General features: G+C 68.6%; 25 protein-coding genes. 13 read left to right on the forward strand and 12 right to left on the reverse strand.

The annotated features are described in order from the left end of the window. Window positions 1–675: 675 nt before the first annotated feature. The gene (locus PIR02_05960) at window positions 676–1,659 is read right to left on the reverse strand and encodes a DUF2971 domain-containing protein (GenBank protein ID WZH38209.1); all 984 of its coding nucleotides are present in this window, start codon (window positions 1,657–1,659) and stop codon (window positions 676–678) included. A 206-nt stretch (window positions 1,660–1,865) separates the two neighbouring features. Here PIR02_05960 and PIR02_05965 point away from each other — a divergent pair, with 206 nt between their 5' ends. Then, a complete protein-coding gene (locus PIR02_05965) occupies window positions 1,866–2,459 on the forward strand; it encodes a hypothetical protein (GenBank protein WZH38210.1) in 594 nt (197 codons plus the stop codon). Between the two features lie 38 nt (window positions 2,460–2,497). Here the strand turns inward: PIR02_05965 and PIR02_05970 are convergent, their stop codons facing one another. After that, on the reverse strand, window positions 2,498–2,953 hold the full coding sequence (locus PIR02_05970) for a VOC family protein (GenBank protein WZH38211.1): 456 nt from the start codon (window positions 2,951–2,953) through the stop codon (window positions 2,498–2,500). Window positions 2,954–3,051: 98 nt separating this feature from the next. Here PIR02_05970 and PIR02_05975 point away from each other — a divergent pair, with 98 nt between their 5' ends. Next, on the forward strand, window positions 3,052–4,020 hold the full coding sequence (locus PIR02_05975; GenBank protein WZH38212.1) for a WYL domain-containing protein: 969 nt from the start codon (window positions 3,052–3,054) through the stop codon (window positions 4,018–4,020). A gap of 15 nt (window positions 4,021–4,035) precedes the next feature. Here PIR02_05975 and PIR02_05980 read toward each other — a convergent pair whose 3' ends face one another. Beyond that, complete coding sequence (locus PIR02_05980) at window positions 4,036–4,716, reverse strand: helix-turn-helix domain containing protein (GenBank protein ID WZH38213.1); 681 nt, start codon at window positions 4,714–4,716, stop codon at window positions 4,036–4,038. A 102-nt stretch (window positions 4,717–4,818) separates the two neighbouring features. On the opposite strand from PIR02_05980, the gene PIR02_05985 reads away from it, so the two are divergent. Then, window positions 4,819–5,655: an NAD(P)H-binding protein gene (locus tag PIR02_05985; protein ID WZH38214.1), complete on the forward strand. Its 837-nt coding sequence runs from the start codon at window positions 4,819–4,821 to the stop codon at window positions 5,653–5,655. 217 nt (window positions 5,656–5,872) lie between these two features. On the opposite strand, the gene PIR02_05990 is transcribed toward PIR02_05985, so the two are convergent. The 3 genes from PIR02_05990 to PIR02_06000 form a co-directional block, all read right to left on the reverse strand. Further along, window positions 5,873–6,904 carry an iron chelate uptake ABC transporter family permease subunit gene (locus tag PIR02_05990; GenBank protein ID WZH38215.1) on the reverse strand — a complete coding sequence of 344 codons (1,032 nt, stop codon included), beginning with the start codon at window positions 6,902–6,904 and terminating at the stop codon, window positions 5,873–5,875. 20 nt (window positions 6,905–6,924) lie between these two features. Continuing rightward, window positions 6,925–7,881 (reverse strand): iron ABC transporter permease, encoded by a 957-nt coding sequence (locus PIR02_05995; protein WZH38216.1) that lies wholly within the window; start codon window positions 7,879–7,881, stop codon window positions 6,925–6,927. A 65-nt stretch (window positions 7,882–7,946) separates the two neighbouring features. Continuing rightward, window positions 7,947–8,993: an iron-siderophore ABC transporter substrate-binding protein gene (locus PIR02_06000; protein ID WZH38217.1), complete on the reverse strand. Its 1,047-nt coding sequence runs from the start codon at window positions 8,991–8,993 to the stop codon at window positions 7,947–7,949. 126 nt (window positions 8,994–9,119) lie between these two features. On the opposite strand from PIR02_06000, the gene PIR02_06005 reads away from it, so the two are divergent. Then, window positions 9,120–9,953 (forward strand): AraC family transcriptional regulator, encoded by an 834-nt coding sequence (locus tag PIR02_06005; GenBank protein WZH38218.1) that lies wholly within the window; start codon window positions 9,120–9,122, stop codon window positions 9,951–9,953. A 57-nt stretch (window positions 9,954–10,010) separates the two neighbouring features. Here the strand turns inward: PIR02_06005 and PIR02_06010 are convergent, their stop codons facing one another. Genes PIR02_06010 through PIR02_06025 form a run of 4 tightly spaced genes read right to left on the reverse strand, consistent with a single transcriptional unit; the run spans window position 10,011 to window position 14,177 of the window. Further along, the gene (locus PIR02_06010) at window positions 10,011–11,246 is read right to left on the reverse strand and encodes an MFS transporter (GenBank protein WZH38219.1); all 1,236 of its coding nucleotides are present in this window, start codon (window positions 11,244–11,246) and stop codon (window positions 10,011–10,013) included. 41 nt (window positions 11,247–11,287) lie between these two features. After that, the gene (locus PIR02_06015) at window positions 11,288–12,034 is read right to left on the reverse strand and encodes a glucosamine-6-phosphate deaminase (GenBank protein WZH38220.1); all 747 of its coding nucleotides are present in this window, start codon (window positions 12,032–12,034) and stop codon (window positions 11,288–11,290) included. Further along, window positions 12,031–13,407 carry a 6-phospho-beta-glucosidase gene (locus tag PIR02_06020; protein WZH38221.1) on the reverse strand — a complete coding sequence of 459 codons (1,377 nt, stop codon included), beginning with the start codon at window positions 13,405–13,407 and terminating at the stop codon, window positions 12,031–12,033. Before PIR02_06020 ends, PIR02_06015 begins: the two co-directional genes overlap by 4 nt. Further along, window positions 13,404–14,177, reverse strand: coding sequence for a DeoR/GlpR family DNA-binding transcription regulator (locus tag PIR02_06025; GenBank protein WZH38222.1), 774 nt, complete (start codon window positions 14,175–14,177; stop codon window positions 13,404–13,406). Before PIR02_06025 ends, PIR02_06020 begins: the two co-directional genes overlap by 4 nt. 185 nt (window positions 14,178–14,362) lie before the next feature. On the opposite strand from PIR02_06025, the gene PIR02_06030 reads away from it, so the two are divergent. Genes PIR02_06030 through PIR02_06055 form a run of 6 tightly spaced genes read left to right on the forward strand, consistent with a single transcriptional unit; the run spans window position 14,363 to window position 19,872 of the window. Continuing rightward, window positions 14,363–15,334, forward strand: a complete 972-nt coding sequence (locus PIR02_06030; protein ID WZH38223.1) for a PfkB family carbohydrate kinase — start codon at window positions 14,363–14,365, stop codon at window positions 15,332–15,334. After that, window positions 15,331–16,689, forward strand: a complete 1,359-nt coding sequence (locus tag PIR02_06035; protein ID WZH38224.1) for an extracellular solute-binding protein — start codon at window positions 15,331–15,333, stop codon at window positions 16,687–16,689. Before PIR02_06030 ends, PIR02_06035 begins: the two co-directional genes overlap by 4 nt. A gap of 22 nt (window positions 16,690–16,711) precedes the next feature. Continuing rightward, window positions 16,712–17,692: a sugar ABC transporter permease gene (locus PIR02_06040; protein WZH38225.1), complete on the forward strand. Its 981-nt coding sequence runs from the start codon at window positions 16,712–16,714 to the stop codon at window positions 17,690–17,692. Continuing rightward, window positions 17,689–18,513 (forward strand): carbohydrate ABC transporter permease, encoded by an 825-nt coding sequence (locus tag PIR02_06045; protein ID WZH38226.1) that lies wholly within the window; start codon window positions 17,689–17,691, stop codon window positions 18,511–18,513. The genes PIR02_06040 and PIR02_06045 overlap by 4 nt, the downstream gene beginning before the upstream one ends. Window positions 18,514–18,556: 43 nt before the next feature. Further along, window positions 18,557–19,501, forward strand: coding sequence for an aldo/keto reductase (locus PIR02_06050; GenBank protein ID WZH38227.1), 945 nt, complete (start codon window positions 18,557–18,559; stop codon window positions 19,499–19,501). A gap of 17 nt (window positions 19,502–19,518) precedes the next feature. Then, window positions 19,519–19,872: a MerR family transcriptional regulator gene (locus PIR02_06055; protein ID WZH38228.1), complete on the forward strand. Its 354-nt coding sequence runs from the start codon at window positions 19,519–19,521 to the stop codon at window positions 19,870–19,872. A gap of 57 nt (window positions 19,873–19,929) precedes the next feature. Here the strand turns inward: PIR02_06055 and PIR02_06060 are convergent, their stop codons facing one another. Both PIR02_06060 and PIR02_06065 read right to left on the reverse strand, forming a co-directional pair. Further along, complete coding sequence (locus PIR02_06060; GenBank protein WZH38229.1) at window positions 19,930–21,006, reverse strand: alkene reductase; 1,077 nt, start codon at window positions 21,004–21,006, stop codon at window positions 19,930–19,932. 229 nt (window positions 21,007–21,235) lie between these two features. Further along, window positions 21,236–22,981 carry a hypothetical protein gene (locus PIR02_06065; protein WZH38230.1) on the reverse strand — a complete coding sequence of 582 codons (1,746 nt, stop codon included), beginning with the start codon at window positions 22,979–22,981 and terminating at the stop codon, window positions 21,236–21,238. Between the two features lie 136 nt (window positions 22,982–23,117). Here PIR02_06065 and pdxH point away from each other — a divergent pair, with 136 nt between their 5' ends. The 3 genes from pdxH to PIR02_06080 all read left to right on the forward strand — a co-directional run bounded on the left by pdxH (window position 23,118) and on the right by PIR02_06080 (window position 25,023). Further along, on the forward strand, window positions 23,118–23,759 hold the full coding sequence (pdxH, locus tag PIR02_06070) for a pyridoxamine 5'-phosphate oxidase (protein WZH38231.1): 642 nt from the start codon (window positions 23,118–23,120) through the stop codon (window positions 23,757–23,759). Window positions 23,760–24,011: 252 nt separating this feature from the next. Continuing rightward, window positions 24,012–24,503 carry a hypothetical protein gene (locus PIR02_06075; GenBank protein WZH38232.1) on the forward strand — a complete coding sequence of 164 codons (492 nt, stop codon included), beginning with the start codon at window positions 24,012–24,014 and terminating at the stop codon, window positions 24,501–24,503. 73 nt (window positions 24,504–24,576) lie between these two features. Then, on the forward strand, window positions 24,577–25,023 hold the full coding sequence (locus tag PIR02_06080; GenBank protein ID WZH38233.1) for a hypothetical protein: 447 nt from the start codon (window positions 24,577–24,579) through the stop codon (window positions 25,021–25,023). Window positions 25,024–25,052 lie beyond the last annotated feature (29 nt).

Raw genomic sequence — 25,052 nt, forward strand, 5'->3', positions numbered from 1 at the left:
GCCGCATGCGGTACCAACCGTCGCGCTTGAGGCTCAACTCTGGCGGTTGGCGACAGTGGCGGTCTACGGCGGGTGCCTGCCGAATATGCGCGCGAGCACCTACACCTCGCCCACGCGTCCACCGTGCACGGCGTGCAGGGTGACACTGCCAACCCATCGGAGGTTGGGCCGGATGTCGATGCCGCGGAACTCTACGTCGGCCTCACGCGCGAGCGGATACACAACGCCGCGATCGTCGTGGCAGGGACGGATGCGGCGGCCATTGGGTGCTTCGCCGTGTCGATGCAGCGCGGCACTCCGGAGTTGACGATGCAGGATGCTGTGCGCGCGGGCGAGGCGGAGGTGGGGCGGGGGCGCGGGTTCGGGATGCTGCGATGGCGACGGGGCCGGTGGTTGGGGCGCCCAGTGCGGGGCACGGGATCGGGATGTAGAGGCGCCCAATTGGCGGCCGCTTAGCGAGAGAGCGTTCGGGTGGGCCATGCGGTCACTCTGAGCGGGGCCCAGCTTCGCTCGCAGAATCTACTCGCCTGCTGCTTTGAAAGACCCGCGTGCGGCGGGGAGAGGCCATTGCAGCTTTCGCAACTGGGTAAGTAGTTTCAAGTTGACATGGCGTCGATTATTCGAGGAAACGGCCAGGTCAGACTCCAAGTATGAGCTATCTGTACAGTTTGTTGCTCACGGGATGAAAGGGATGCCCGAGCCCTTCACTGGAGCGTTGAATCCGTGCGCGCGAAGCAGCGATTGCGCGCCCAGTCTGCGTTGACGCTCGGTCTGACCCTGCGGTGGCCCCACCCGGACCTCCTTGATTGGCAGCTGACGATATGGCCGCGTGTTGTTCAAAGGGAAAGGGTCGTCAGTCGCAATCATTCGAACGAACGGCACGACGCCTCGCTGCGCGGGATAGTGACCAGGATGCCGATTGCTGGGCAGGTAGGCGATGAGTCGCACCTCGCGCTCTTCCCGGTATGCAGGATGTTTCATCATCGCCGCAAGCCCGGCGATGGTCGCTTCGATCAACGTCCTCGCGTTCTTGACATCGTCCTGTTGAAGCAGTCTGCCGACGTGCCCGACGTCCAGCGAGAGTTTCTCGAAGAACCGACGTATGAGCTCGTCTTGTTTGCTGGGCTTGTACGCGACTCGCACCCATGACGGCAGCCGCGTCAACTGGCCTTCGGGCATGCTCGTCGTGCCGGGAGCCTTTGGATCCTCCTGCTCGTCGACGATCCCATAGGAAGGCGTCGCGTCGAGCTTGATCGCGAAACCGTTCGTACTGGCGTAGTTGCGCCATTGGCTCAACAGGCTTTTTTCCGACGCGCAGACGACGTAGGCCGGATTGTTTAGCACTGCCTCCTCGAACCCGTCGAGCTGATCGTCCATGACCGGAACCAGTCGAGGTGCTTCGCCCTTCAGGCTCTCGCGGTTCTCCTTCCACCAGTGTCTGATGCGTTTTGCTCCGTACAGGAGTTCCTGCGGATCGTTGAGCAAGACTGTGCTCGACGCGCGGAGCTCACCGCTCTTTACGATCCCCTCGAGGCCCGTCGCGTTGGTGTAATGCCAAACGTCCCCGTGGAACGCATAGTTCTCGGGTATCGGCCAGAAGGAGCCTTCGATCGCGCCATCGCCGGCTTGATCGTCGTCCGCTGGGGCAGCCTCAGTCACGGGGACAGCCTATGCTCCGCAGGCAGCGGCTGAGTCGAACCCTCACGCGCTCCATCCGCAACCTATACTCGATGAACTACGTGACCAAGCGCGCGCTGGCGATTTTCACAGCCTTAGCGCACGCCTTGGATGGGTGATCGTTTCGGCTCTTGATCCAGCGTCGACCGTTTGACTTGCCGACGGCGGCGCGCGACTTCGCTGCCCAAATGAGTAGCACCCTCAACAGGACGGTTGCCCACGGCGTTCGTCTTTCGGCAGTGCATGTTCCAACAGAAGGAACCGCCTATGTCGGGGTGGGGGCTTCAAAACACGACCTCGCACCTCGGATTGGATTTCCTTTCCTGCGTGCACCCGACCGTCCGCTCGTCTATATGGTCGTCTCCTACCGCCTTCGCGCGGACGAAGAGCGCAACTACCTGATGGTTCAGAACTCGGTCGTGGCTCTGGCTGTCGATCAAGAGATGACCCGCGAACTGCTGCACGTCGATTACGAGCGCGACAAAGCCGACGACTATCCGGAGGCGCACCTGCAGGTGGCGGCAACGAGCGCTGAGTGGGAAGAAGTATCGCCTGACCGGTCGCTCCAGCGCTTGCACTTGCCAGTGGGCCCGCGTCGCTTCCGTCCTTCGCTCGAAAACGTTATCGAGTTCTTGGCCCGCGAGGGACTTACGAACCACAGGGAAGATTGGCGAGAGGTCGTCGATGGTGGGCGACACGACTTTCAACGACGTCAGCTGCGCGCAGCCATAAGGCGCTCCCCAGAAGTCGCCAAGGAGATCCTCTCCGAGCTCGAAACCTAGCGTGCTGCGATCGAGACAGCACACCGGGCGAGTAGCCACTACTCCGCGGTGACCGACACGCTCCACGTCACCCCAAACCGATCCGTCAACATCCCGAACCCCGCACTCCACGCCGACGCCGCGAGGGGCTCGACGATCGTGGCATCCACCGCCAAGGCATCCCAGGAGCCCTGCAGCTCCTCGAGGGTCGGCGCGCTGATCGACACGAACAGCGCTTGATCGGTGATCGTCGTGCCGTTTTCGCGGTGGGTCGCTCCGCCGTCGGCGATGCCGCCCTCGGTGCGGCCGGGGATGTCGTAGCCCATGATGCGGAAGCCGTTCTGGGCGGCGACCAGGCCGAAGACGACTCCGTCGGATCCGTGGATCTCGGCCGGCATCCCGAAATCGGCGTAGGTGTTGATGACGAGGTGTCCGCCGAAGACGGACTGGTAGAACGTGAGCGCCTCGCGCGCGTCGCCGCGGAAGTTCAGGTGGGTGGTGGTCTGCACGGACATGTCTGCTCCTCGATTGCTCGGCCGGAATCGGCTCGTACACCGACAGTTCCGCCCGTATAGGTCTGTTTCTGTCCTCTATTCGATCTAGCGTGGATGCCATGGCCACGACGTCGCGATTGCTCACCCTGCTGTCGCTGCTACAGGCGCGTCGCGATTGGCCGGGGTCGGTTCTGGCGTCGCGGTTGGACGTCAGCGATCGGACGGTGCGGCGCGACATCGATCGGCTCCGCGAGATGGGCTACCGCATCGAGTCCACGATGGGTCCCGACGGCGGGTACCGCCTCGAGGCGGGCAACGACATGCCTCCGCTGCTGTTCGACGACGACCAGGCGGTCGCGGTCGCGGTTGCGCTGCGGGCGGCGCCCGCGCTCGGCGCCGATATCGGCGAAGCGGCGGTGCGCGCCCTCGCGACAATGCGTCAGGTGCTGCCGTCGCGGCTTCGTCATCGTCTGGACGCGATCGAGGTGACGACGGTCGGACGTCCGGGCGAGGCGCCGGCCGCCCCGGTGTCTCTCGACGTGCTCCTGACTCTCGCGCAGGCCGTGCGCGATCGCGTGACGCTCCGCTTCGACCACCTCCCGCGGGGTGAGGGCGATGCCAAACCCCGGCGGATCGAGCCGCACCATCTCGTCACCTCGCACGGTCGGTGGTACCTCCTCGGGTGGGACCTCGACCGCGACGACTGGCGCCTGTTCGCCGCCGAGCGGATCCTTCCGCGCGTTCCGCGCGGTGCACCCTTCGTGCCGCGCGTCGTGCCGGGCGGCGATGTCGATGCCTTCGTCTCGGCGCGCTTCAAGGGATCGGATGCCAACGAGTGGCCGTGCCAGGGGACGGTGCTGTTGCACGCGCCCGCGGACCGCGTCCGCCCCTTCGCCGGCGACGGCACCGTGACGGTGGTCGACGATGACCGGTGCACGCTGGAAGCCGGGTCGTGGTCGTGGGGTGCGCTCGCGGCATCCTTCGGGCGGTTCGAGGTTGCGATGGAGGTCGTCGGGCCTACGGAATTGGCGGAGGCGTTCACGGTGCAGGCCGAGCGGTTCACGCGGGCGGGGGCCGCGGCGCCCTGACGGCGCGGTTTGAGCTCAGCGCGAGCGCTCGATCCCGCTCAGGAGGACCTCGATCGAGAAGTCGCGCCGTGCGGCCTCGTCGGGCCCTGTCAGCAGCGACGCTGAGCGCGCCACCCGCGGGAACTTCTCGGGATCGGCGTGCTCGTAGGCGATTCGGACGCGTCCGCGCTCCTCGGCGCCGCTGTCTCGACTCAGCCGGACGGTCCGTTCGACGGCCGTCGAGGCCGCGAACTGGGCGATGAGATCGACCCCGAGCGCGGCTCTTTCGGGGGGAATGCCTCCCGCCTCCATGAGCGACAGCTCGTGCTCCGCGAGGCGGAGTGCGCCGGGAAGAACAGGGATCGAGCCGAGCGCGACCGTTCCCAGACCCGGGTACCTCTCGAGCGTCTCGATCGTGTGAGTGACCGTCTGCGCGAGAGCGCCTCGCCAATCGCGGCCGTCGACGCCGGCGTCGACGAGAGTCACTTCTCCGTACGCGGCATCCAGCACGTGCTCCAGCAGGATGTCGCGGTTGCCGAAGTAGGCGTACAGCGACGCCGGACCGGTTTCCACCTGTGCCGCCACGTGCCGGAGAGCGACGGCCTCGACGCCGCTCTCGCGGATGAGGCCCATCGCGGCGTCGAGAATCGCCTGCCGCGAAAGCGGCGCCTTCGAGGGACGCGCTCGCCGCGAGACCGGCTCTGGGGGTGGGGCCATGCACCGAGGGTAACAGTTGACACGATTGACGTTCGTCACGAATACTGTTCGCGAACGTTGTTCGTGAAGGCGTTCGTGAAGACGTTCGCGGAGGAGGAGATCATGTCGGTTCTGGTTGTGGGTGCCAGTGGTGCCGTTGGTGGCGGAGTCGTCGCCGGGTTGCTCGAGCGAGGGGAGCGGGTGCGGGCGACGAGTCGCACGCCCGACAAGCTCGAACTGCCCGCGGAGGTCGAGGTTCTTCGCGCGGATCTGAACGAACCGGCGTCGTTTGGCGACGCCCTGAGCGGCGTCGATCGCGTCTTCCTGTACGCCGATCTCACCGAGCCGGAGGCGTTGCTCGAGGCGTTCGCGGCGGCGGGTGTTCAGCACGTCGTCCTGCTGTCGTCGTCGTCGGTCACCTCGCCGGGAGCGGCTGACGACTTCAACGGCGCGCGCTTCCTGCGCGTGGAGCAGGCGGTGCGACAGTCCGGTCTCGCACACACGTTCCTGAGGCCGGGCGGCTTCGCGAGCAATGCCGCCCGATGGAGCTGGGGCATCAAGGACGAGAGTGCGGTGCCTCTGCCGTATCCCGAGGCGGTGCAGGTGCCGATCCACGAGCGCGACATCGCCGACGTCGCGGTGATCGCCCTCACCACCGACACACTCATCGGCGCCGCACCCGTGCTCACCGGCCCGGAACGCCTCACCCTGCGCGAGCAGGTCGCGACGATCGGTGACGTGATCGATCGGCCCCTTCGAGTGGTCGAGCAGACGGAGGAGGAGTCGTCGGCGCTGCTGTCGAGGTACGTGCCCGAGGTCTGGGTGCGGCAGATCATCAAGGACTGGAGGGAGGCGGTCGATACGGTGCCGGCCGTCTCGGACGAGTACGCCCGAATCGTGGGGCGACCGCCGCGCACCTTCCGCGCCTGGGTGGGCGACCACGTCGAGCTGTTCCGGTGACGAGGGGGGTCATTCGCCGGCCGGGGGCGGCGAGGAGGCTATGGCGATGACCCAGCCGCCTGCTACGCCATCAACGTCACGGTCGACGGCTGCGTCCACCACGAGGCTGGGCTCGTCGAGCGGCGCGGATTCGGCCCGGGCGCGACGGCGCACCGGTACCGGCCCGCGGCCACCGCGGACGGCCCGGCGGTCACCACGGAGGGCAGAGAGAATCGCCTCACACGGTGAGCCGCCGCCGACGCCCCCGCAGGATCACCAGGAAGAGCGGCGCGCCGAGTGCCACGGTGACGATCCCGACGGGCAACGGAATCGGCAGGAGCGTGCGGGTCGCGGCATCCGTCGCCAGGAGAAGCAGGGCGCCGCCGAGCCCTCCGCCGATCACGGGAGGGGTCGGAGAGGCGATCACGCGCATCACGATCTGCGGGGCGACGAAGGCGATGAAGGCGATGGGCCCCGCCGCGGCGACGGCCGCCGCAGCGAGCACGGTGGCGGCGGCGAGCCCGAGCGTCCGCACTACGGAGGTCCGGACGCCGAGACTCCGCGCGAGGTCGTCGCCGAGCGCGAGGGCGCTGAGGGGGTGAAGGAGCGGGGCGAGCAGGGGAACGACGACCACCACGGCGATGAGGAGGGGACCGGCGTGCGTCCAGGTGCGTCCGTCGAGCGTTCCGGTCAGCCAGACCACGGCCTGCGCGGCCTCGTGCACGCGCGCACTGACGAGGAGGAGGGAGGTGACAGCCGCGCTGATCGCGGTGACGCCGATGCCGACGAGGATCAGCCGCATTCCTCCCGCGTCGTCGCGCCCCGACAGGAGGAAAACGGCGGCGGCAGCGGCCAGCCCACCGAGAACGGCGAACGCCGTCGCCCCGCCCGCGATCGCCGTCGTCGCGCCCAGGACGATGGCCGCGACGGCTCCCGCGCTCGCGCCCGACAGGATGCCGATGACATCGGGGCTGGCGAGCGGATTGCGCGTGATGTTCTGCAGCAGCGCGCCCGAGACGCCCAACGCGAGACCCGCGCCGAGCGCCACCAGAGCCCGGGGCAGCCGGAGGTCGGTGACGATGAACCGATCAGCCTCCGCGCCCCCGCCGAGCAGCACCGCCGCGACATCGCCGAGCGGGATCGGCATCTCGCCGATGCTCACACTCACCCCGAAGAGCAGCAGGATGCCGATGGCCATCGCCGGGTACCAGAACAGGATGCGGGGGCGGAGCGGCATCCTGATCCGACCGATCCGGATGACGCGGCGCACCGGGAGACTCTGCGTCGCGGTCACAGGGAAGCCAGCCGGCGACGACGGACGAAGGCGATGAAGAGCGGGCCGCCGAGGAGGGCGGCGACGATGCCGACCTGCACCTCTTCGGGGTGGATGACGAGGCGTCCGATCACATCCGCGACCAGCACGGTCGCCGCGCCCACGACGGCGGCGACCGGCACGAGCTTCCGGTAGTCGGGGCCGGTGATCCCGCGCGCCACGTGGGGGGCGATGAGGCCGATGAACAGGAGGGGGCCCGCGAGCGCCACGGCCGCGGCGGTCAGAAGCGCGACAGCGGTGACGCCCAGAAGGCGGGCGAGTACGAGCCTGCTCCCGAGCGACGCCGCCAACTGGTCGCCGAGGGCGATCGCGTTCAGCGACCGCGTGCTGCCGACGGTCAGCACGAGCCCGGCGACGAGGAAGGGGAGGACGGTCGAAATCTCGGCGAGGCCGCGCCCGGGGAGGGCGCCGACCGTCCAGAAGCGGAACGACGTGATCGTCGCGGAGTCCCAGAGCAGGATGGCGCTGGTCACCGCGGTGAGGATCGCCGTGACCACGGTGCCGACGATCGCCAGGGTCGCCGGAGTCGAGGTGCGACCGCGCGCGACTCCCGCGGCGAACACGACCGCGGTGGCGAGCACGGCACCGAGGAGGGCGAGCCAGACCTGGTTGCCGATCGCGGTGAACCCGAAGGCGGAGATGCCGACGCACACGGCCAGGGCGGCCCCCGCGTTCACGCCGAGGATCCCCGGATCGGCGAGGGGATTGCGCGTGTGCCCCTGCATCAGCGCCCCCGCGATGCCGAGCGCCGCCCCCGCGAGCACCCCCACGAGCGTGCGCGGAAGCCGCACCTCCCAGACGATGATGCTGACCTCGCCCCGCGACGGTGCGAGGAGCGCCGCGACCAGGTCACCGGGCGGGATCGTGCGCGCCCCGACCGCGAGGCTCGCGGCGACGGCGACGACGAGCACCACCGCGAGCGCGGCGCTCCCGGGAATCGTCCGGAAGCGCCGCGCTCGCCGCGCGTCGGTGACCGTGCTCAGTTCAGGGTCTCCGTGATCTGCGGCAGAAGCTGGTCGAGGGCGTACTGCAGGCTCAGCACGGTCCCCCAGCTGAATGCGCCCGACACCACGCTGTCTTCCACCCACAGCACGTGGTCGTCCTTCACGACCGGAAGCTGGCTGTAGAGCGGCAGCGCCTCCACGGTCGCGCGGGCGTCGGGGGCGAACCCGACGTTCCACACCAGCAGGTCTTTCGAGATGTCGGTCACGAGCTCGTCGGGGACGTACAGCTCGCCGTACTCGTTCGGCGCGATGCCGGCGATCTCGGTGGGGATCGTGAACCCGAGCTGCTCGAAGAACTTCGCGCGCACGTCATTGCCCGTGCGCACGATGGTCTCGCCGGCCTCGAAGCGCTCCGCGACGACAGCGGTCTTTCCGGCGAACTCGGGGTGGGCGGATGCCGCGGTCGCGAACGCCTGCTCGAGGTCGTCGACCAGCGCGACGGCCTCGGCCTCACGGCCCAGGGCCTCACCGGTGGCGCGGGTCGCCTCCTGCCAGGTGATCGCGAAGTTCGCGTACTCGGCGTCGGGCACGACCACCGGCGCGATCCGCGAGAGCTGCTCGTACTGCTCCTGGGTCGTGCCGTTGTAGAGCGAGATGATGAGGTCGGGCTTCAGTGACGCGATCTCCTCGATCGGCGGGTTCGCCTCGTCGCGGAGGCCTCCGTTGAGCACCACAGGCGTGGCATCCCCCAGCTCGTCCTGCGCCCAAGGCCACGTCGCCGACGGGTAGTCGCCCCACCATGCCGAGACCGCGATCGGCTTCACTCCGAGGGCGAGCAGGGGATCCTGGTCGGACAGGCCGAGCGTGATCACGCGGGTCGGCTCCTCGGGGATGACCGTCTCGCCGTACACGTGCTCGATCGTCACCGGGAACTGGCCCTCACCGGACGAGTCCGCGGGAGCGGCGGTCGACGGGGAGGAAGGGGGAGCCGACGAGCACGCCGTGAGCGCCGCGAGGGCGAGGGCGGTGAGCGCGGCGCCCACCGTTCGGGAGAGCCGGTGGGTCCGGGCGGATCGAATCATGCGTCTGCACACCTCTTGCTGTGATCGGGGACGGGGTCGCGCGGTTTCTCGGGTTCCCGCAGCGAACGGAGGTAAGGCTATCCTTATCAAACTGGCTCGCCAATCGACCGAGGGTGACACGAATCCATGACAGATTCCGCACGCGTGGCGGCTGAGGAGGATTCGCCCGCCCTCAGCGCCCAGCACGGTGGGGCCGATGTTCCGCAGGTGACATCCCAAACTTTTTTCGGCGTGACGCACGGGGCCACGGCGCACCCGCCCCACAGCCATGACGAGGACCAGCTGTACTGGTTCCCGGACGGGGCGATGAACGTCTTGGTGGGAGGGCAGCGGTGGCTCGTCCGCAGCACCGCGGCGTTCTGGTTCCCGGCCGGTGTCGTCCACTTCACCGAGCCGCTGAGCGGGGGAGTGACGCAGAGCGTCTACAGCAGCGCGCGGCTGCGCCCACCGGGAGAACGATGGAGCCGGCCGGCTGCGATCTCGTGCACGCCGCTCATGGCGGAGCTCATCCGTCACACCGCGGCGGGAACCCTCACCTCCGCGACGAGGTCCGCGTGCCACACCCTCCTGTCCGAACGGATGCAGAGCAGCACCGAGCAGCACGCGAGCCTCGCGATCCCGACGCACCCGGCCGCCCGGGTGCTCGCCGAGAGGATTCTGCGGGACCCGCGCGACGAGACCTCGCTCGCCGCCTTCGCCCGGGAGGCGGGGGTCAGCGAACGCACGCTCATGCGCGCCTTCGTCGCTCAGACGGGGCACGGATTCGCCCCGTGGAGAGCACAGGCGCGGCTCGTCTCGTCGCTGTCCCTGCTCGCGAGCGGCCTCCCCGTGAGCGTGGTCGCCGAGAGCGTCGGCTACCGCACCACGAGCGGTTTCATCGATGCGTTTCGTCGGGCGTACGGCACGACGCCCGCCGTCCACGCGCGGGCACAGGGCTCCTCTCCGAGCGCGGGCGGCTGAACCGACTCCGCACCCCCGAACGGCGACACTCGTGGCGTGCCGGCATCCGCCCGCGTGTCAGGCCGAGATCCCCACGGCATCCGCGTCGGACCGCACCGAGCTCTCCTGTCGCCGCAATGCCCGGGCGCTGCGGAGCACCATGAACAGGCCCACCGCCCACACCGGAACCTGGGCCAGCTCCGCGACGCGGAACGCTGCCAGACCGTACGTCGCCGCCGGGTCGGCCACCGTCAGGACGGCACCGATCGCCAGCAGGGCCAGAACGCTCGAGAGGAAGCCCGCGGTGTTCACGATGCCGGTGGCGGTGCTGAGGCGCGCGGGCGGGTTGTGCTCGCGGGCGAAGTCGAAGGCGAGCATCGACGACGGGCCACCGATGCACATCGCAACCGCGAGGACGACGAGGAACGCCACGGGGGCGGGACCGGGAAACGCGAGGACGACGCCCCAGGCCGCGATCTGCACGCCGACGAGCACCACGACCAGCCGGGTGCGGTGCGCGGCGAAGCGCGCGGACAGGGCTCCGATCGCGGGGCCCGCGACGAGCCCGAAGAGCACGTAGACAGTGAACAACATGTCGGCGGTGCCGCGCGGCACGCCCTGCGCGTTCACGAGGAACGGGTAGCCCCAGAGCACCGCGAACGCGTTGCCGGCGAACGGGGTGGTGAAGTGCGTCCAGAACCCGAGCCGCGTACCAGGCTCGCGCCACGCGGTGCGGATGCTCGCGAGGACGTCGGTCCGCGTGCTCGGGCGCTTGCCGCGCTCGCGGACGATCACCCCGGTGAGCACACCGCACAGCGCCGTCGTCGCCGCGAGCAGCAGGAACCCCTGCGCCCAGCCCTCCGCGTGGACGAGGGCGGCGAACGGGATGACGCTGACGATCTGCCCGAACTGCCCGAGCAGCCCCGTCACCTGCACCGCGACCGGCGCCAGACGACGGGGAAAACGGATGCCGATCACCCGGAGCAGGCTCGGGAAGATCGCCGCATCACCGGCCCCGAGGAGCAGCCGCGCGACGATCGCCAGGGACACCGTCGGGGCCAGGGCCAGGACGACCTGCGACACGGCGAGCACGAGCATTCCGCAGGTCAGCACCGCGCGCGGGCCGAAGCGGTCGAGCAGCAGGCCGACGGGGATCTGCAATGCGCCGTACACGGCGAGCTGCATCACCGCGAACAGCGACAGCGTCACGGGATCGATCTCGAAGTGGTGCGCCGCGTCGATCCCGAGGGCCGAGAGCGACGTGCGGTTCGTGATCGACACGATGTAGGCGAGCACGCCCACGCCCCAGATCACGAGGAGGGCGATGCGTGCTCCCCTCGTGCTCGTCCCGCCGCTCACCGGAGGGCGGGGGCGCCGAGGAGCATCGCAGCCGCCTCGGGATCGAGCGTGAAGCGGACGCGCGGGTGCGTCGAGAGCACGCTCGCGGGGCAATCGGTCGTCACGGGTCCCCGGACGGCGGTCGCAACGGCCGACGCCTTGCGCGGACCGCACGCGATGAGCTCGATGCGGTCGGCGCGCAGGATCGTCGCGAGCCCCTGCGTGAGGCACTCGCGAGGCACCGCGTCGAGGTCGTCGAAGAAGCGCGCATTGGCCTCGCGGGTCGACGCGTCGAGGGCGGCGCGGTGCGTCACCGCCGTGAACGGTGTCCCGGGCTCGTTGAAGCCGATGTGGCCGTTCTCGCCGATCCCGAGCAGCTGGAGGTCGACGCCCGCGGCCGCGATCCGGCGTTCGTACGCCGCGGCAGCGGCATCCGGATCCGAAGCCGTTCCGTCGGGGACGAACAGGGTCGCCGGATCCAGGCCGAGGGGGTCGATGAGGTGACGCTCGAGGAAGACGCGGTACGACTGCGGGTGCCCGGCGGGCAGGCCCAGGTACTCGTCGAGGGCGAACCAGCGCACGCGCGAGAAGTCCGCACCCACCCGCGCGAGGCGGGCCAGCGCCGTGTAGACGGGCTCGGGCGAGCTGCCGGTGGCCACGCCGATGACCGCGTCGGGCTTGTCGCGCACGAGCTCCGCGATCGACGCGGCGACGACCTTGCCGGCCGCCTCCGCGTCGATCGTGGTCAGGACATCGATGCTCATGCCGTCGCGAGCTCGCCCGCGAACACCTCGGCGACCAGCGGGTTCTGCGAGATGTACCCGTCGAGCAGCTGCTGGGCGACCGTGACGGAGTCCACGAGCGGGTGCAGGGCGAACGCCTTGAGCGCCTCGCTGCGCGAGCCGGTGAGGGCCGCCGCGATCGTGTGCCGCTCGACGGCCTTGACCTGCTGCATGAGCCCCAGCTGGTGCAGGTCGGGCTGGCTCTCGAGAGCGAGGGGGTGCACACCGTTGGCGTCGACCATCGTCGGCACCTCCACGACGGCGTCTTCCGGCAGGCCCGCGATCGTGCCGCGGTTGCGGACGTTGAGGATCATCGTGCGCTTCTCGTTGCGGCTGATGGATGCCATCACGCCCAGCGCCACACCGGCGTAACCGAGGTGCGCGGGGTCGGTCTCGTGCTCACGGTCGGTGGTGGGAGCACCCTGCACGCCGCCCTTGGCTTCGGCCATGTAGCTCGCGCCGCGCTCGTCGACGGCGGCCTCCCACACGGCTGCGGCACGCGAGCCCGCCGCGGCGGCATCGCGGAAGAAGCGCGTCTGCGTCTCGAGGAGGAAGTCGCCGCGGGTCTGCGGGGACTCCTGGATGCGGCTCACCGCGTCACGGTTGAAGTAGTAGTAGTACAGGTACTCATTGGGGATGGCGCCGAGCTCACGGATCCAGTCCGAGCCGAAGACGAGCGCCTCCTCCATACGGCCGAGCCGCTCGTCGTCGGCCAGGAGCGCGGGGAGCACGTCGACGCCGTCGACGAGAACGCGGCGCATCCAGCCCAGGTGGTTCAGGCCGACGTAGTCCATCTGCACGCGCGTGTGGTCGAAACCGAGCGACGACGCGACGCGGCGGCCGAGGCCCGAAGGCGTGTCGCAGATGCCGAGGGCGCGGTCGCCGAGCACCGACTGCAGTGCCTCGGTGATGATGCCCGCCGGATTGGTGAAGTTGAGGAAGTACGCGGTCGGGGCGACGCGCTTGACGATCTCGGCGATGTGCACCATCACCGGGATGGTCCGGAGGGCGTAGGCGAGACCGCCAGGGCCGGTGGTCTCCTGGCCGATGACGTCGAGGTCGAGGGCGACGTGCTCGTCGCAGCAGCGGGCCTCGACGCCGCCGACGCGGATCGCGGCGAACACGAAGTCGGCGCCCATGAGAGCGGGCTCGAGGTCGGTGTGCGTGGTGAGGACGGGGACGTCGGAGAAGCCCTCCGACAGCTGGTCGAGGATCGCCTCCATCGTCGAGAGGCGCTCGGCGTCGACGTCGTACAGGGCGACCTCGGTGACGCGCGGGGTGCCGTTGTCGCGCACCAGCGCCTGCCAGACGTAGGGCGTGCGGAACCCGCCGCCTCCGAGAATCGTGAGCTTCATGCGACGATGACCCTTCTGCCGGTCTCCCGGCTGTAAGCGAGTTCTTCTTCTGGTGTTCCGGAAGTGGTGATGACGACGTCGACCTCGTCGAGCGTGCAGAGCTTCATCGCTCCGGTGCCGGGGAATTTGATCTCGCTGGCCAACAGGACCAGTCGTTCGGATGCCGCGATCAGGGCCTGCTTGATGGGTGCTTCGATCGCCATGTTGTCGACCACCCGCCGTCCGCGGACGCCCGTGCAGCTGAGGAACATGACGTCGGCGCTGAGCTGGCCGATCGCCTGTTCTGCCAGGGGGCCGACGAGCGACTGATAGTTGCGCCGGAGGACGCCGCCGAGGAGCACGACCTCGGCGCTGTCGTCGTCGCGCAGCTCGTCGAGGACGGCGAGGTTGGAGGTGATGACCGTGACGTTGCGGCCCCGGAGAGCACGGGCGATCAGGGGAGTGGTCGAGCCGATGTCGAGCACCACGACGTCGCCGTCGGAGATCAGCTCGACCGCGGCCGCCGCGATGCGCTGGCGCAGGGCGATATCGCCGGCGCGGTCGTCGATGGGCTCTTCGAGATCTCCGGAGTCGGTGATGTTGGCGCGGCTGCCCGTGGTGAGCATGGCTCCGCCGTACTTGCGCTCGAGGCGACCTGCCTTGGCGAGGATCTCGAGGTCGCGACGGATCGTCGATTCGCTGACGCCGAGGGTGTCGGCGAGCTGGCTGACGGTACGGCCGCCGTCGAGCAGCGACTGAAGGATCAGTTCGTGACGTTGAGCGAGGAGCATGCCGCCACTCTAGTACGGACTTTGACGAGGTTTGACCGAAGTTGACAAAGTGATGACGGGAATCTGAGAGATTTACGTCATCGCCGCCGCCTCGAAACAAGAAAGAAACGCAAGATGCGCAAAGTTAGTCAGGCGAGAGCGTCAGACCTCGCCGAAAGCTTTCATACCGTCGGAAAGGAGAAGCCGTGACCGCCATCGACGTCCTCGTCTCGGGACGGGTCTACAGTGACCTGGTCTTCTCGGGTGCCCCGATCCCGAGCCCGGGCGCCGAGGTCTACGCCGACGCGTTCACCATCTCTCCCGGTGGCGCGGCCAACCGCGCGGTGGCGGCATCCCGACTCGGAGCCACGACCAGCCTGTTGAGCGAGTTCGGCGACGACCCCATCGGGCGCATCGTCGAAGACATGCTCCGCGCCGAGCCCGACCTCGACCTCTCGGGGTGCCGGCGTCTCGCCGACCACCAGAGCCCGATCTCCGTCGCCATCACCGACGGCCCGGAGCGCTCCTTCGTCACGTTCGAGCTTCCCGCGACCGAGCTCGCATGGCACGGCGCGCTGCCCCGCACCGCGCACGTCGGCGTGGGCGAAGAGGTCCCCGCCTGGGCCCGCGAGCTGCGCGAGCGCGGCTGCCTCCTCTTCGGCGGAGTGGGATGGGATGCCAGCGGCCTGTGGTCCGACGACCTCCTCGCCCGTCTCGCCGGGGTCGACGCGATCGTCTTCAACGAGATCGAAGCCCTCTCCTACACGCGCGCCGCCACCGCGGAGGACGCGCTCGAGGTGCTCGCCGCGCACGTCGGTGTCGTCGTCGTCACCCTCGGGGCCGACGGGGCGCTCGCCGCGGACGGCTCGGACCGCGTCCGCGTGCCCGCCCCGCGCGTCGCCGCCGTCGACCCGACCGGCGCCGGGGATGCCTTCACCGGGGCGTTCATGGCATCCACCGCCTGGGGATGGTCGCTCGCCGACCGAACCCGTCTCGCCGTTGCCGTCGCCGCCTGCACCGTTCGCGGCGCGGGCGGCGCTCGCAGTACCCCCACACCCGCCCAGGTGGGGGAGCTCCTCGCCGCGCAGACCGATCCCGACTGGGATGCCGTGCGCGATTGGGCGCGTCACCAGAACCGTTCCGCCCTACCCGACAGCAGACAAGGAACCCTCGCATGACCTTCACTCGCACCGTCCTCGCCCGGGGCGCCGCCGTCGCGGCGCTGGGCGCCGTCTTCGCCCTCACCGCCTGCGCCCCCGGCGGCTCGGGGCCGGCCACCTCGGCCTCGCTCGGTCCCGTCTCGAAGGACGTCGCCGCGGCCGGAGACATCACCCTCACGGTCTGGGACCAGAACACCGACGGCGGCATCGCCGACGCGCAGACCCAGCTCAACGAGGCGTTCATGAAGCAGTACCCGAACGTGAAGATCGAGCGCACCGCGCAGTCGTTCGCCGACCTGAAGACGACCCTCAAGCTCGCGCTGTCGTCGAACACGCCGCCCGACGTGGTGCAGGCCAACCAGGGCTACCCCGACATGGGCGCGTTCGTCGAAGCCGGCATGCTGCGTCCCGTCGACGACTACGCGAGCCTCTACGGCTGGGACTCCTACTATCCCGAGGGCCTGCTGAAGCAGAACAGCTTCAGCAGCGACGGCAAGACGTGGCAGGGCGACACGCTCTACGGCGTCTCGCAGACGGGCGAACTCGTCGGCGTCTACTACAGCAAGAAGCTCCTCGCTCAGCTCGGCCTCGACGTGCCCGCCACCCTGGCCGACCTCGAGAGCGACATGGAGAAGGCCAAGGCTGCCGGCATCCTGCCCCTCGCCTTCGGCAACCTCGAGAAGAGCCCGGGCATCCACCTCTTCGGTGTGACGCAGGCGGCTGTCGCCGGTTCGACGGCCGTGAACGACCTCGTCGCCGGCACCTCGGGTGCCTGGACGGACGCACCGACGGTCGAGGCCGCCCAAGACCTCGCCGACTGGTCGTCGAAGGGCTACCTCACGGCGGGAGCCAACGGCATCTCGCGTGACGACGCGCTGACGTCGTTCAGCTCGGGCGGTGCGCTCTTCGACATCAACGGCACGTGGCAGCAGCAGACACTGGCGACCGCGATGGGCGACGACGTGGGCTTCGTCGCGCTGAACTCCACCGAGGGAACTCCGGCGACCACCGGCGGACAGGGCCTCGCCTGGGCGATCACCTTCAAGTCGGCTCACCCCGACGTCGCCGCCGCCTACATCGACTTCGTCACCAACGCCAAGGCCGCGCAGGTGCTGCTCGACACCGGCAACCTGCCGACAGTGCTTCCCGCCGACTACGCCCCGGCCGCCGGTTCCCTCGCCGCCGACATCGCCACGCAGTACCGCGCCGTTCAGGCGGCGAACGGCGTCGTCCCGTATCTCGACTACTCCACGCCCACCTTCTACGACACCCTCACCGCCGCGGTGCAGGACCTCGTCGCGGGACAGGCCACGCCCGAGAAGTTCACCGAGACGCTGCAGGCGGACTACTCGGCCTTCCAGTCGAGCAAGTGACCGGAGATACGGAAACGTCATCATGACCGCACTGCACTCGGTCGCTCCGAGCGAAGAGACCGCCACGGCGACTCTCACCCGCGCCGGCGACCACGCGCAGGCCGTGCGCGCCCGACGGGCCTCCGGGTCCCGTCGGGCGCGCCGCTCGCGCGTCGCCTACCTCTATGTCGCCCCCGCGTTCCTCGTGTTCGCGATCTTCCTCGGCGTTCCCATCGCGCAGACGGTCCAGTACTCGTTCTACGACTGGAACGGCCTCGGGACGGCGACCTGGGTGGGCATCGAGAACTACCTGCGCGTCTTCGAAGACCCGCAGCTGCGGGACTCGTTCGCGCACGCGATCGTGCTGATGGCGTTCTACGCCCTGCTGCCGGTCATGATCGGCCTGTTCCTCACCGCCCTCATCTCGCGTTCGCACCAGATGCGGTCGATGTCGTTCTACCGGACGGTGCTGTTCCTCCCGCAGGTCATCGCCTCGGTCGTCGTCGCGACGATCTGGGTCGCGATCTACTCGCAGAACGGACTCGCGAACGAGGTGCTCCGCGCGATCGGCCTCGCCGACCTCACCCGCGTGTGGCTGGGCGACTACGACACCGCCCTCTTCGCGATCGGCCTGGTCGGCACGTGGCTGAACATCGGGCTGTGCCTGGTGCTCTTCCTCTCCGGCGTCGGCAACATCCCACCGGAGCTGTTCGAGGCGGTCCGCCTGGACGGCGCGGGGCGCGTGCGCGAGTTCACGGCCATCACCCTGCCGGCGCTGCGCGGGCAGATCGCCGTGGCCCTGACCCTCACGGTCGTGTCGGCGCTGAAAACGTTCGACCTCGTCTACATCACCACGCGAGGCGGTCCGGGCAACAGCACGACCGTTCCCGCGTTCGAGGCCTATAACCGGGCCTTCAACACCGGCCAGGTGGGTCTGGCCTCCGCGGTGGCCGTCGTGCTCACCGTCGTGATCGTGCTGCTCACCATCGCGATCAGCCGCATCGAGCCGAAGGACGTCGAATGAAGCTCTCGCTGCGCGAGAAGATCGTCAACCAGGTCATCCTCGCGATGTTCGCGGTCTTCGCGATCGTGCCCCTGCTCGGGGTGCTGCTGTCGTCGGTGACCCCCTCGGACGAGAACACCGGCGGGTTCGCGATCCCGAGCCGTCTCGCGCTCGAGAACTACGGTGAGGCCTGGACCCGCGGCAACTTCGGCGTCTACGTGATCTCGAGCCTCATCGTGACCACCGCGGTCGTCCTCCTCACCGTCGTGCTCAGCATCCTCGCCGGGTTCGCGTTCGCGCGCATGCGGTTCATCGGCTCGTCGGTGCTGTTCTACGTGCTGCTGCTCGGCCTGACCCTGCCGGCCGAGGCGTTCATCATCCCGCTGTACTTCAACATGCGCTCGATGGGCCTGACCGACTCGTACTGGGCGCTGATCCTGCCGCAGACCGCGCAGTCCCTCGCTTTCGCGACCTTCTGGATGCGCAACCAGTTCCGCTCGTTCCCCGGCGACATCCTCGAGGCCGCCCGGCTCGACGGCGCGCGCGACATCCGGGTGCTCTGGCAGATCGTCGTTCCGCCCACGATCGCGCCGATCATGACGATGGCCGTGCTCATCACGATGTGGACGTGGAACGAGTTCCTCATCCCGCTGGTCATGATCGTGTCCAACAACCTGCGCACCGCCCCGCTGGGGCTGGCGTTCTTCCAGGGCCAGCACGTCACCGACTACTCGCTGTTGGCGGCGGCCGGAGTGATGGTCGCCCTGCCGATCGCGGTGCTGTACTTCGCCCTGCAGAAGCGCTTCATCAGCGGCATGGTGGGCGGGATCTCGCAGCGGTGACTCGCTTGACCTGGAGTGCGCTCCAGGTCGCAGCATCGTCCGTATGACAGAGGAAGCAGGCGCGGCCCGGCTGGTACTGGGCACGATGTACTACGGCACGAGGATCCACCCGCGCGACGCGTTCGACCTGATGGACCGGTTCGTCGCGGCCGGCGGGCGCTGGCTCGACACCGCGGATTGCTACACGTTCTGGGCCGACACGGCGGGGCGCGGGGGCGCGAGCGAAAGCGTCATCGGGGAGTGGCTGCGGCGACGCCCCGGTGTGCGGGACGCCGTGCGTATCGCGACGAAGGTGGGGCAGAACCCCACCGTGGCGCACCGGTGGCCGGAGACGGCGGAAGGGCTGTCGGCATCCGCGATCCTCTCCGGTCTCGAGGGAAGTCTCGAGAGGCTGGGAGTGGAGTCGGTCGACCTGCTCTGGGCGCACGCCGAGGATCGTCGCGTTCCCCTGGAGGAGACGGTGGCCTCGTTCGGCGAGGTCGTCTCGCGCGGGGCGGCTGCGCGCGTCGGGGCCGCGAACCACCCGGCCTGGCGGGTCGAGAGGGCGCGGACGATCGCCGCTTCGCTCGGGGTCGAGCCCTGGTCGGCGGTGCAGCTGCGGTACTCGCTCGTGGAGCCGCGTCCGGGTGCGCCCCTCCCCGATGCGGGCCACCGCCTGCTCACCCCCGACGACCTCGATCACGCCGTCGCCGAGGCCCTCGACGTCTGGGCGTATACGCCGCTGCTGAACGGGGGCTACACCCGCACCGATCGGCCTCTGCCCGAGGCCTACGACCACCCGGGCACGGCCCGGCGCCTGCGCGCGCTCGACGAGGTCGCGAACGAGACGGGCGCCACGCGAAACCAGGTGGTGCTGGCGTGGCTCCTGCGGCAGGGCATCTCGCCTCTCGTCGGCGTCAGTACGATGGCGCAACTCGATGAGGCGATCGCCGCGACGGACCTGACACTGGATGCCGAGCACCTCCGGCGCTTCGCCGATGCCCGATGACGCGATCAGGAGACGTCATGACCACCACGTGGACGCCCGCTGAGGCCGCCGCCCGGACCCACCTCTCGCTCGATACCCTGCGGTATTACGAGCGGGAGGGCCTGATCGGGCACGTCGCCCGGACGGCCGGCGGACATCGGGCGTACACCGAGCACGACCTCTTCTGGATCGGCCTGATCACGTGCCTGCGTGACGCCGGGCTGGGGATCGCCGACCTCCGCGAGTTCACGGTGCTGCTGCGCGAAGACGACGCCGGCGACCGGGTCGCCTTCCTGACAGCGCACCGCGAAGAGCTGGAGAACCGCCGACACAAGCTCGAGCGGGCGATCGAGGTGCTGGACGAGAAGATCGCCCACTACAGCGGGAGCTGACTCTGGATGCCAAGGGGCCCCGAGCGAACATCCGCGCGGGGCCCTTGGCATCCAGAGTCAGCCCTGCAGGGCCGGGTAGTCGGTGTAGCCGCGCTCGCCGCCGCCGTAGACGGTGGCCTGGTCGACCGGGTTCTCGGAGGCGCCCTGCTCCCAGCGCGCGACGAGGTCGGGGTTCGCGATCGCGGGGCGGCCCACGGCGATCAGGTCGGCGATGTCGTCCTCCACGACCGACACCGCCTCGTCGCGCGTGGTGACCTTCGAGAAGCCCGAGTTGACGATGAACGTGCCGCCGAAGGCGCGGCGGAGATCCTGGATCAGCTCGCCAGCGGGGTCGGCGTGCAGCACGCTCAGGTACGCCAGGCCGAGGGGCGCGAGACCGGTGACGAGGGCCTCGTAGGTGGCGCGGGTCTCGGCGTCGTCGGTCTCCCAGACGTCCTGGATGTTGTGGGCGGGCGAGATCCGGATGCCGACGCGCTCCGCGCCGATCTCCTCGGCGACGGCCTGCGCGACCTCGACGACGAAGCGCGCGCGAGCCTCGGCCGATCCGCCGTAGCCGTCGGTGCGCTGGTTGGAGGCGGGGGAGAGGAACTCGTGCAGCAGGTAGCCGTTGGCGCCGTGCAGTTCGACGCCGTCGATTCCGGCATCCACGGCCCGACGAGCGGCGGCGACGAACTCGTCGCGGACGGTGGCCAGCTCGGCGGTGTCGAGGGTGTGCGGCACGGCGTAGTCGACCTTCGTGCCGTCGGCCAGACGCGTTTCGCCCTGGATCGCGATCGCCGAGGGCGCGACGATGCGGGCGGTGCCGGTGATGAGCGGGTGCGTGACGCGCCCGCTGTGCATGAGCTGCATGAAGACGGTGCCGCCCTCGGTGTGCACGGCATCCGCGACCTTCGCCCACCCGGCGGCCTGCACGTCGGTCACGATGCCGGGCTGGCCCGGGTACGCGCGCGACTCGGTGCTCGGGAACACGCCCTCCGTCACCAGCAGGCCGATGCCCGCGCGCTGCGCGTAGTAGGTCGCGACGATCGGACCGGGAACGCCGTCTTCTCCGGCGCGGAGGCGGGTCATCGGCGCGAGGGCCACGCGGTTGCGGACGTCGACGGTACCGACGGTGGTCGGGCTGAAGAGGCTCATGGGGGAGTCCTTTCGTGGAGGGGCAGTGCCACGCGTTGCCAACCCGCGATGTGCGGGGCGCATTCCGGATCTGCACGTCTTTTCACCCGGCTCATCAGGACCCCGCGGCGTGCGCAACACGAACCGTACGGACGGATCAGCGCGCGCGGGGTACCTCGCGGCGCGCGACGGACCGGCTCTCAGCGACAGCGTCGCTCTCGACCGAGGAACCCGGCTCGTCGCGCACGAATCAGCGATGCGGCATCCGGATCTGCGCCAGTGCGAGGAGAACGACAGGTGGAACCGCGGCCAGCGCAAAGACGCCGATGTCAGGAACCGCCAGCGCCGCGAGAACCAAACCCGCGAGAGGCAGCGAAAGCAAAGCCGAGTGCTTCGCCAGGGTCCGGGTGGTGCTGCGTCGCAGACGAACAATGCTGTCGGGCGGAATATCGAGCTGGTGGCGAACGGACGAGGAAAGCCAGGCCTGGAGGTGGTGGGGAATCTCTCGTCGCGCTTCGATGTCCCCCCAGGACTCTCGCGATTGGGATCCCGTGGTCTCCGCAAATTGCGCGTGCATTCGCTCTCTGGTGACGTCCGTGTGCAGCAGGACACGCGCGCGATGACTCTTGCGCGCCCAACTGACGATCACGGAGTCGCCGGACGCGCACCCGAGGTAATCGAGGGCCGTGGGGTCGACCCGCACGACGTCTTTCCCGTCGTCTCCGACCAAGCCTTCGGTCGAGCGCAGAGCGATGGGCGGTGCTCCGATCGCGATTTCGCCGAGCCACCGAGTCATCTTCTGAATCTTGCTGAGCAGGGGGTTCGGGTCAGAGAGAGGCTGCAGCGCGACATGGCCGGTGAGCTTTCCGGCGGAGTCTTTCGTGATCGATGTGATGACGCGCAGCGCGTAGGCGACTCGTGCTGCTCCGAGCGGGACGTGATCCCGCGACTTGATACGGACCGGTCCGCCACCTCGCGCGGTGATGAGGAGCGCCCAGCCATCGAACAGAGCCGCGTCCGTTGGTGAGAGGTAGACGACATCGCTGTCGGGGATATCACCGGATTCCCCGCCGAGGATTCGGTAATGGAGGGGTCGACGAAAGGTCACGATCGTGTCAGCTTCGGGCTTTTCGCCCTTGTTCTTGTCGGGAACCTTCAGCTCGACGCCGAGGCTGCGGGCGATTGTCGCGTCGACGCGTGCTGTCCCCGCGTCGACCTCGTCGTCGAATCGGATCCATGTCGTTCGACTCGCGCTCATGGAACTCACCGTCCCGAAAAGCATCGCCTCACCGTCGGGGCGCTCTGACGCAGGCAGCGTCAGGGCAGTCATCCCTGGTGAGTCCTCCGCCCGGAGCGTCAGCTCTATGGTCACGTCTCCGTGTGGAAGGACTGCACGATCAGATGAAGCGCCCCAGGGAGGCGTCACGTCTGTAGGTTTGCCGGAGGCCGCTTCGATGAGTTCTCGATAGCGGGGAGTCGGGGCTCCGAGCGGCAAAGAGCGAAGAGTCGTCAGGGTGACGGCTGGCACTCCGTCGATGTCTGCAAGCCTCAAGAGGGCGTTGTACTTGCCCTTCGTGTCGTCCATCGTCACATCAAGCTGAGTCCACTTCCCTTGGTCAGGGAGGTCTGTTGGTAGGACGGTTTCATCTTCTTCCGCCCCGTTCTCCTTCCGGGCGATGGTCTCGACGTCTTTCCACTCGAGAAGCCGAGCGAGTCCACACGTGCGGACACTCTGGTCGCGCAGCACGGAGACGAAGGCGACGGGCCCTCCCCATGTTTTCGACGTCCCGGCGAAGTACAGTGCGTGGTCGATCGTGACCCATCGCGCTCGTCGATGGGACACACGCGGATCCTGCGCCGTCGTGGCCAGATACTGCGCGAAGCGCTCCTCGTCGATGTTCGATCCGTAGGCCACGTACCAGACGCGACGCCCGCCCTCGTCAGTCACGTCATGTTTCCTGTCGATCGTTGTTGATCTTGCCCCGGTGTCTGACACGGGGGGCGAGTTGATCCAACGCCCGCCCTGTGCCGCGCGAGCACCACGGTAGCCTGCATGCATCGATGCCCGCGTGAGGCTGACGTGCTGACCGGGGTCGTCTGCGGGGCGTCGCGACCGACCGGAGGACCGCGCGATGACCGAGAACCCCCTCGCCCACCGGCTCGATTACACCCTCGACGAGCTCGACGACCGGGCGATGACGGCATCCCCGATCGCCCTGTTCCAGCGCTGGCTGTCCGACGCCGCCGAGCTGCCCGAGCCGAATGCGATGGTCGTGTCGACCGTGGATGCCACCGGCTCGCCGACCTCGCGCACCGTGCTGCTGCGTGGAATCGACGACGACGGCGCCCTCTGGTTCTTTACCAACCGTCTCTCGCGTAAGGGACGCGCGCTCGCGGAGAACCCCGCCGTGTCGATCCTCTTCCCCTGGTACGCGCTGCAGCGGCAGGTGATCGTGCTCGGCACGGCGACTCCGCTACCCGCTGAGCGTGACGACGCGTACTTCGCGTCGCGTCCGCGCGGGTCGCAGTTGTCGGCCTGGGCGAGTCACCAGTCAGCGCCGATCGCTTCGCGCGACGCTCTCGAGGAGCAGATGGCCGAGGTCGGCGCGCGCTTCGGCGACGATCAGCCCGTGCCGCGGCCGCCACACTGGGGCGGGTACCGGGTGGAGCCGCGCGAGATCGAGTTCTGGCAGGGGCGCCCGTCGCGGCTGCACGATCGGATCGTTTTCACGCGCGACGGAGACGGGTGGGCGGGGTCGCGGCGGCAGCCGTAGGACGCTGAATCCACCACCCCAGGGTGGTACCGCAGGGCGACATCGACTCCTCCCTGCGGCGGACGACCGCGCGCGGGTTCACCAGTGAAATGCATACATGCGGCCGCGATAGTCGTCCAAACCACTACCCAGATGACGGCCGGGACTCGAAAGGAAATCGCAATGAGCAGGGATACCACCGCGAAGGCCCCGGTGACCCATTTCACGACGGTTGAGCGGACGAGTGTCCGAAGACGTCGGCGCGCTGGTGCCGTGCTGGCCGCGATCGCGCTGGTGTCAACGACCGGAGTGATGGCGCCATCCGCTTGGGCCAGCGACACGGGCTCACCGGACAGCTACGAGTTCACGATGAACGGGCAGACCACGGAATTGTCTGAGGGAGAGTCGTTAGTCTTCCCGCTCTACGCAACTGCCGACAGTTCTGCGACGGTAGGCGTCCTGCCAAAGACGGTGTACGAGGGCAATGGTGGCACCATAACTGTTACTGCCAGCAAGGGAACCTACTACTGGAAGGTCGACGCGCCCTGCGCGACTGATTTCCTTGGGAAGTTCGACGTAACTGATCTCTCTAACGGCTTCGGCGGCGGCTCGACCCCCGCAACGGGGCTTTCGGGTGAGGCGCCGACGAGCCGGCTGTGGAACCACCGATATTCGGGAACGTTGTCGGGCGCGGCGATCAATCCGATCATCGGTCCTTGCGCAGTCACAGGGCCTAACAACACCCTTTACAAGTACCAGGGTTGAGCTGAGTTCCGGAGAGAAGCGGGCCGCCACGGAGCACCCGCTTCTCCCGGTTCGTTACACGAACGGAAGCGCGATGACTCCACAAATCGAGGGGCCGATATCTGACCTGGCCCAGCTCATTGCGCAGGGCAAGATCTCGCTGGCGGCTCTTCACCATATGACCGGAGTGGCGCAGGAGAGTCTGGCGGCACTGTTCGGGACGGTCTCTCAGCAGAATGGATTCATAACTAGTGCGCCGACGCTGTCAGCGGATGAGAGTATGCGTGTTTCAAAACTGGCGGGTCTTCTTGCGTACGGATTCGACATTCCCGATGACGACCGCATCCGGGCGATCGCCGAATCGTTGATCGCTGAATGCGGCCTGACGAGCGAGAACATCGCGTTGCTGACCGGAATCGACGCCGACGACATCCGGAGGATCGCCGACGACCCCCATTCCGTGAGCGTCGACGTCAAGTACGCCTTCGCGGTGCGCGGATCTTTTCTCATCATCGCGGCGAATCAGGCCCAGCCCAGATAGATCGACGCCCCTCCCTCCGTAGGCTCGGC

Origin of the sequence: Microbacterium enclense (assembly GCA_038182865.1) — a bacterium.
Lineage (GTDB): Bacteria > Actinomycetota > Actinomycetes > Actinomycetales > Microbacteriaceae > Microbacterium > Microbacterium enclense_B.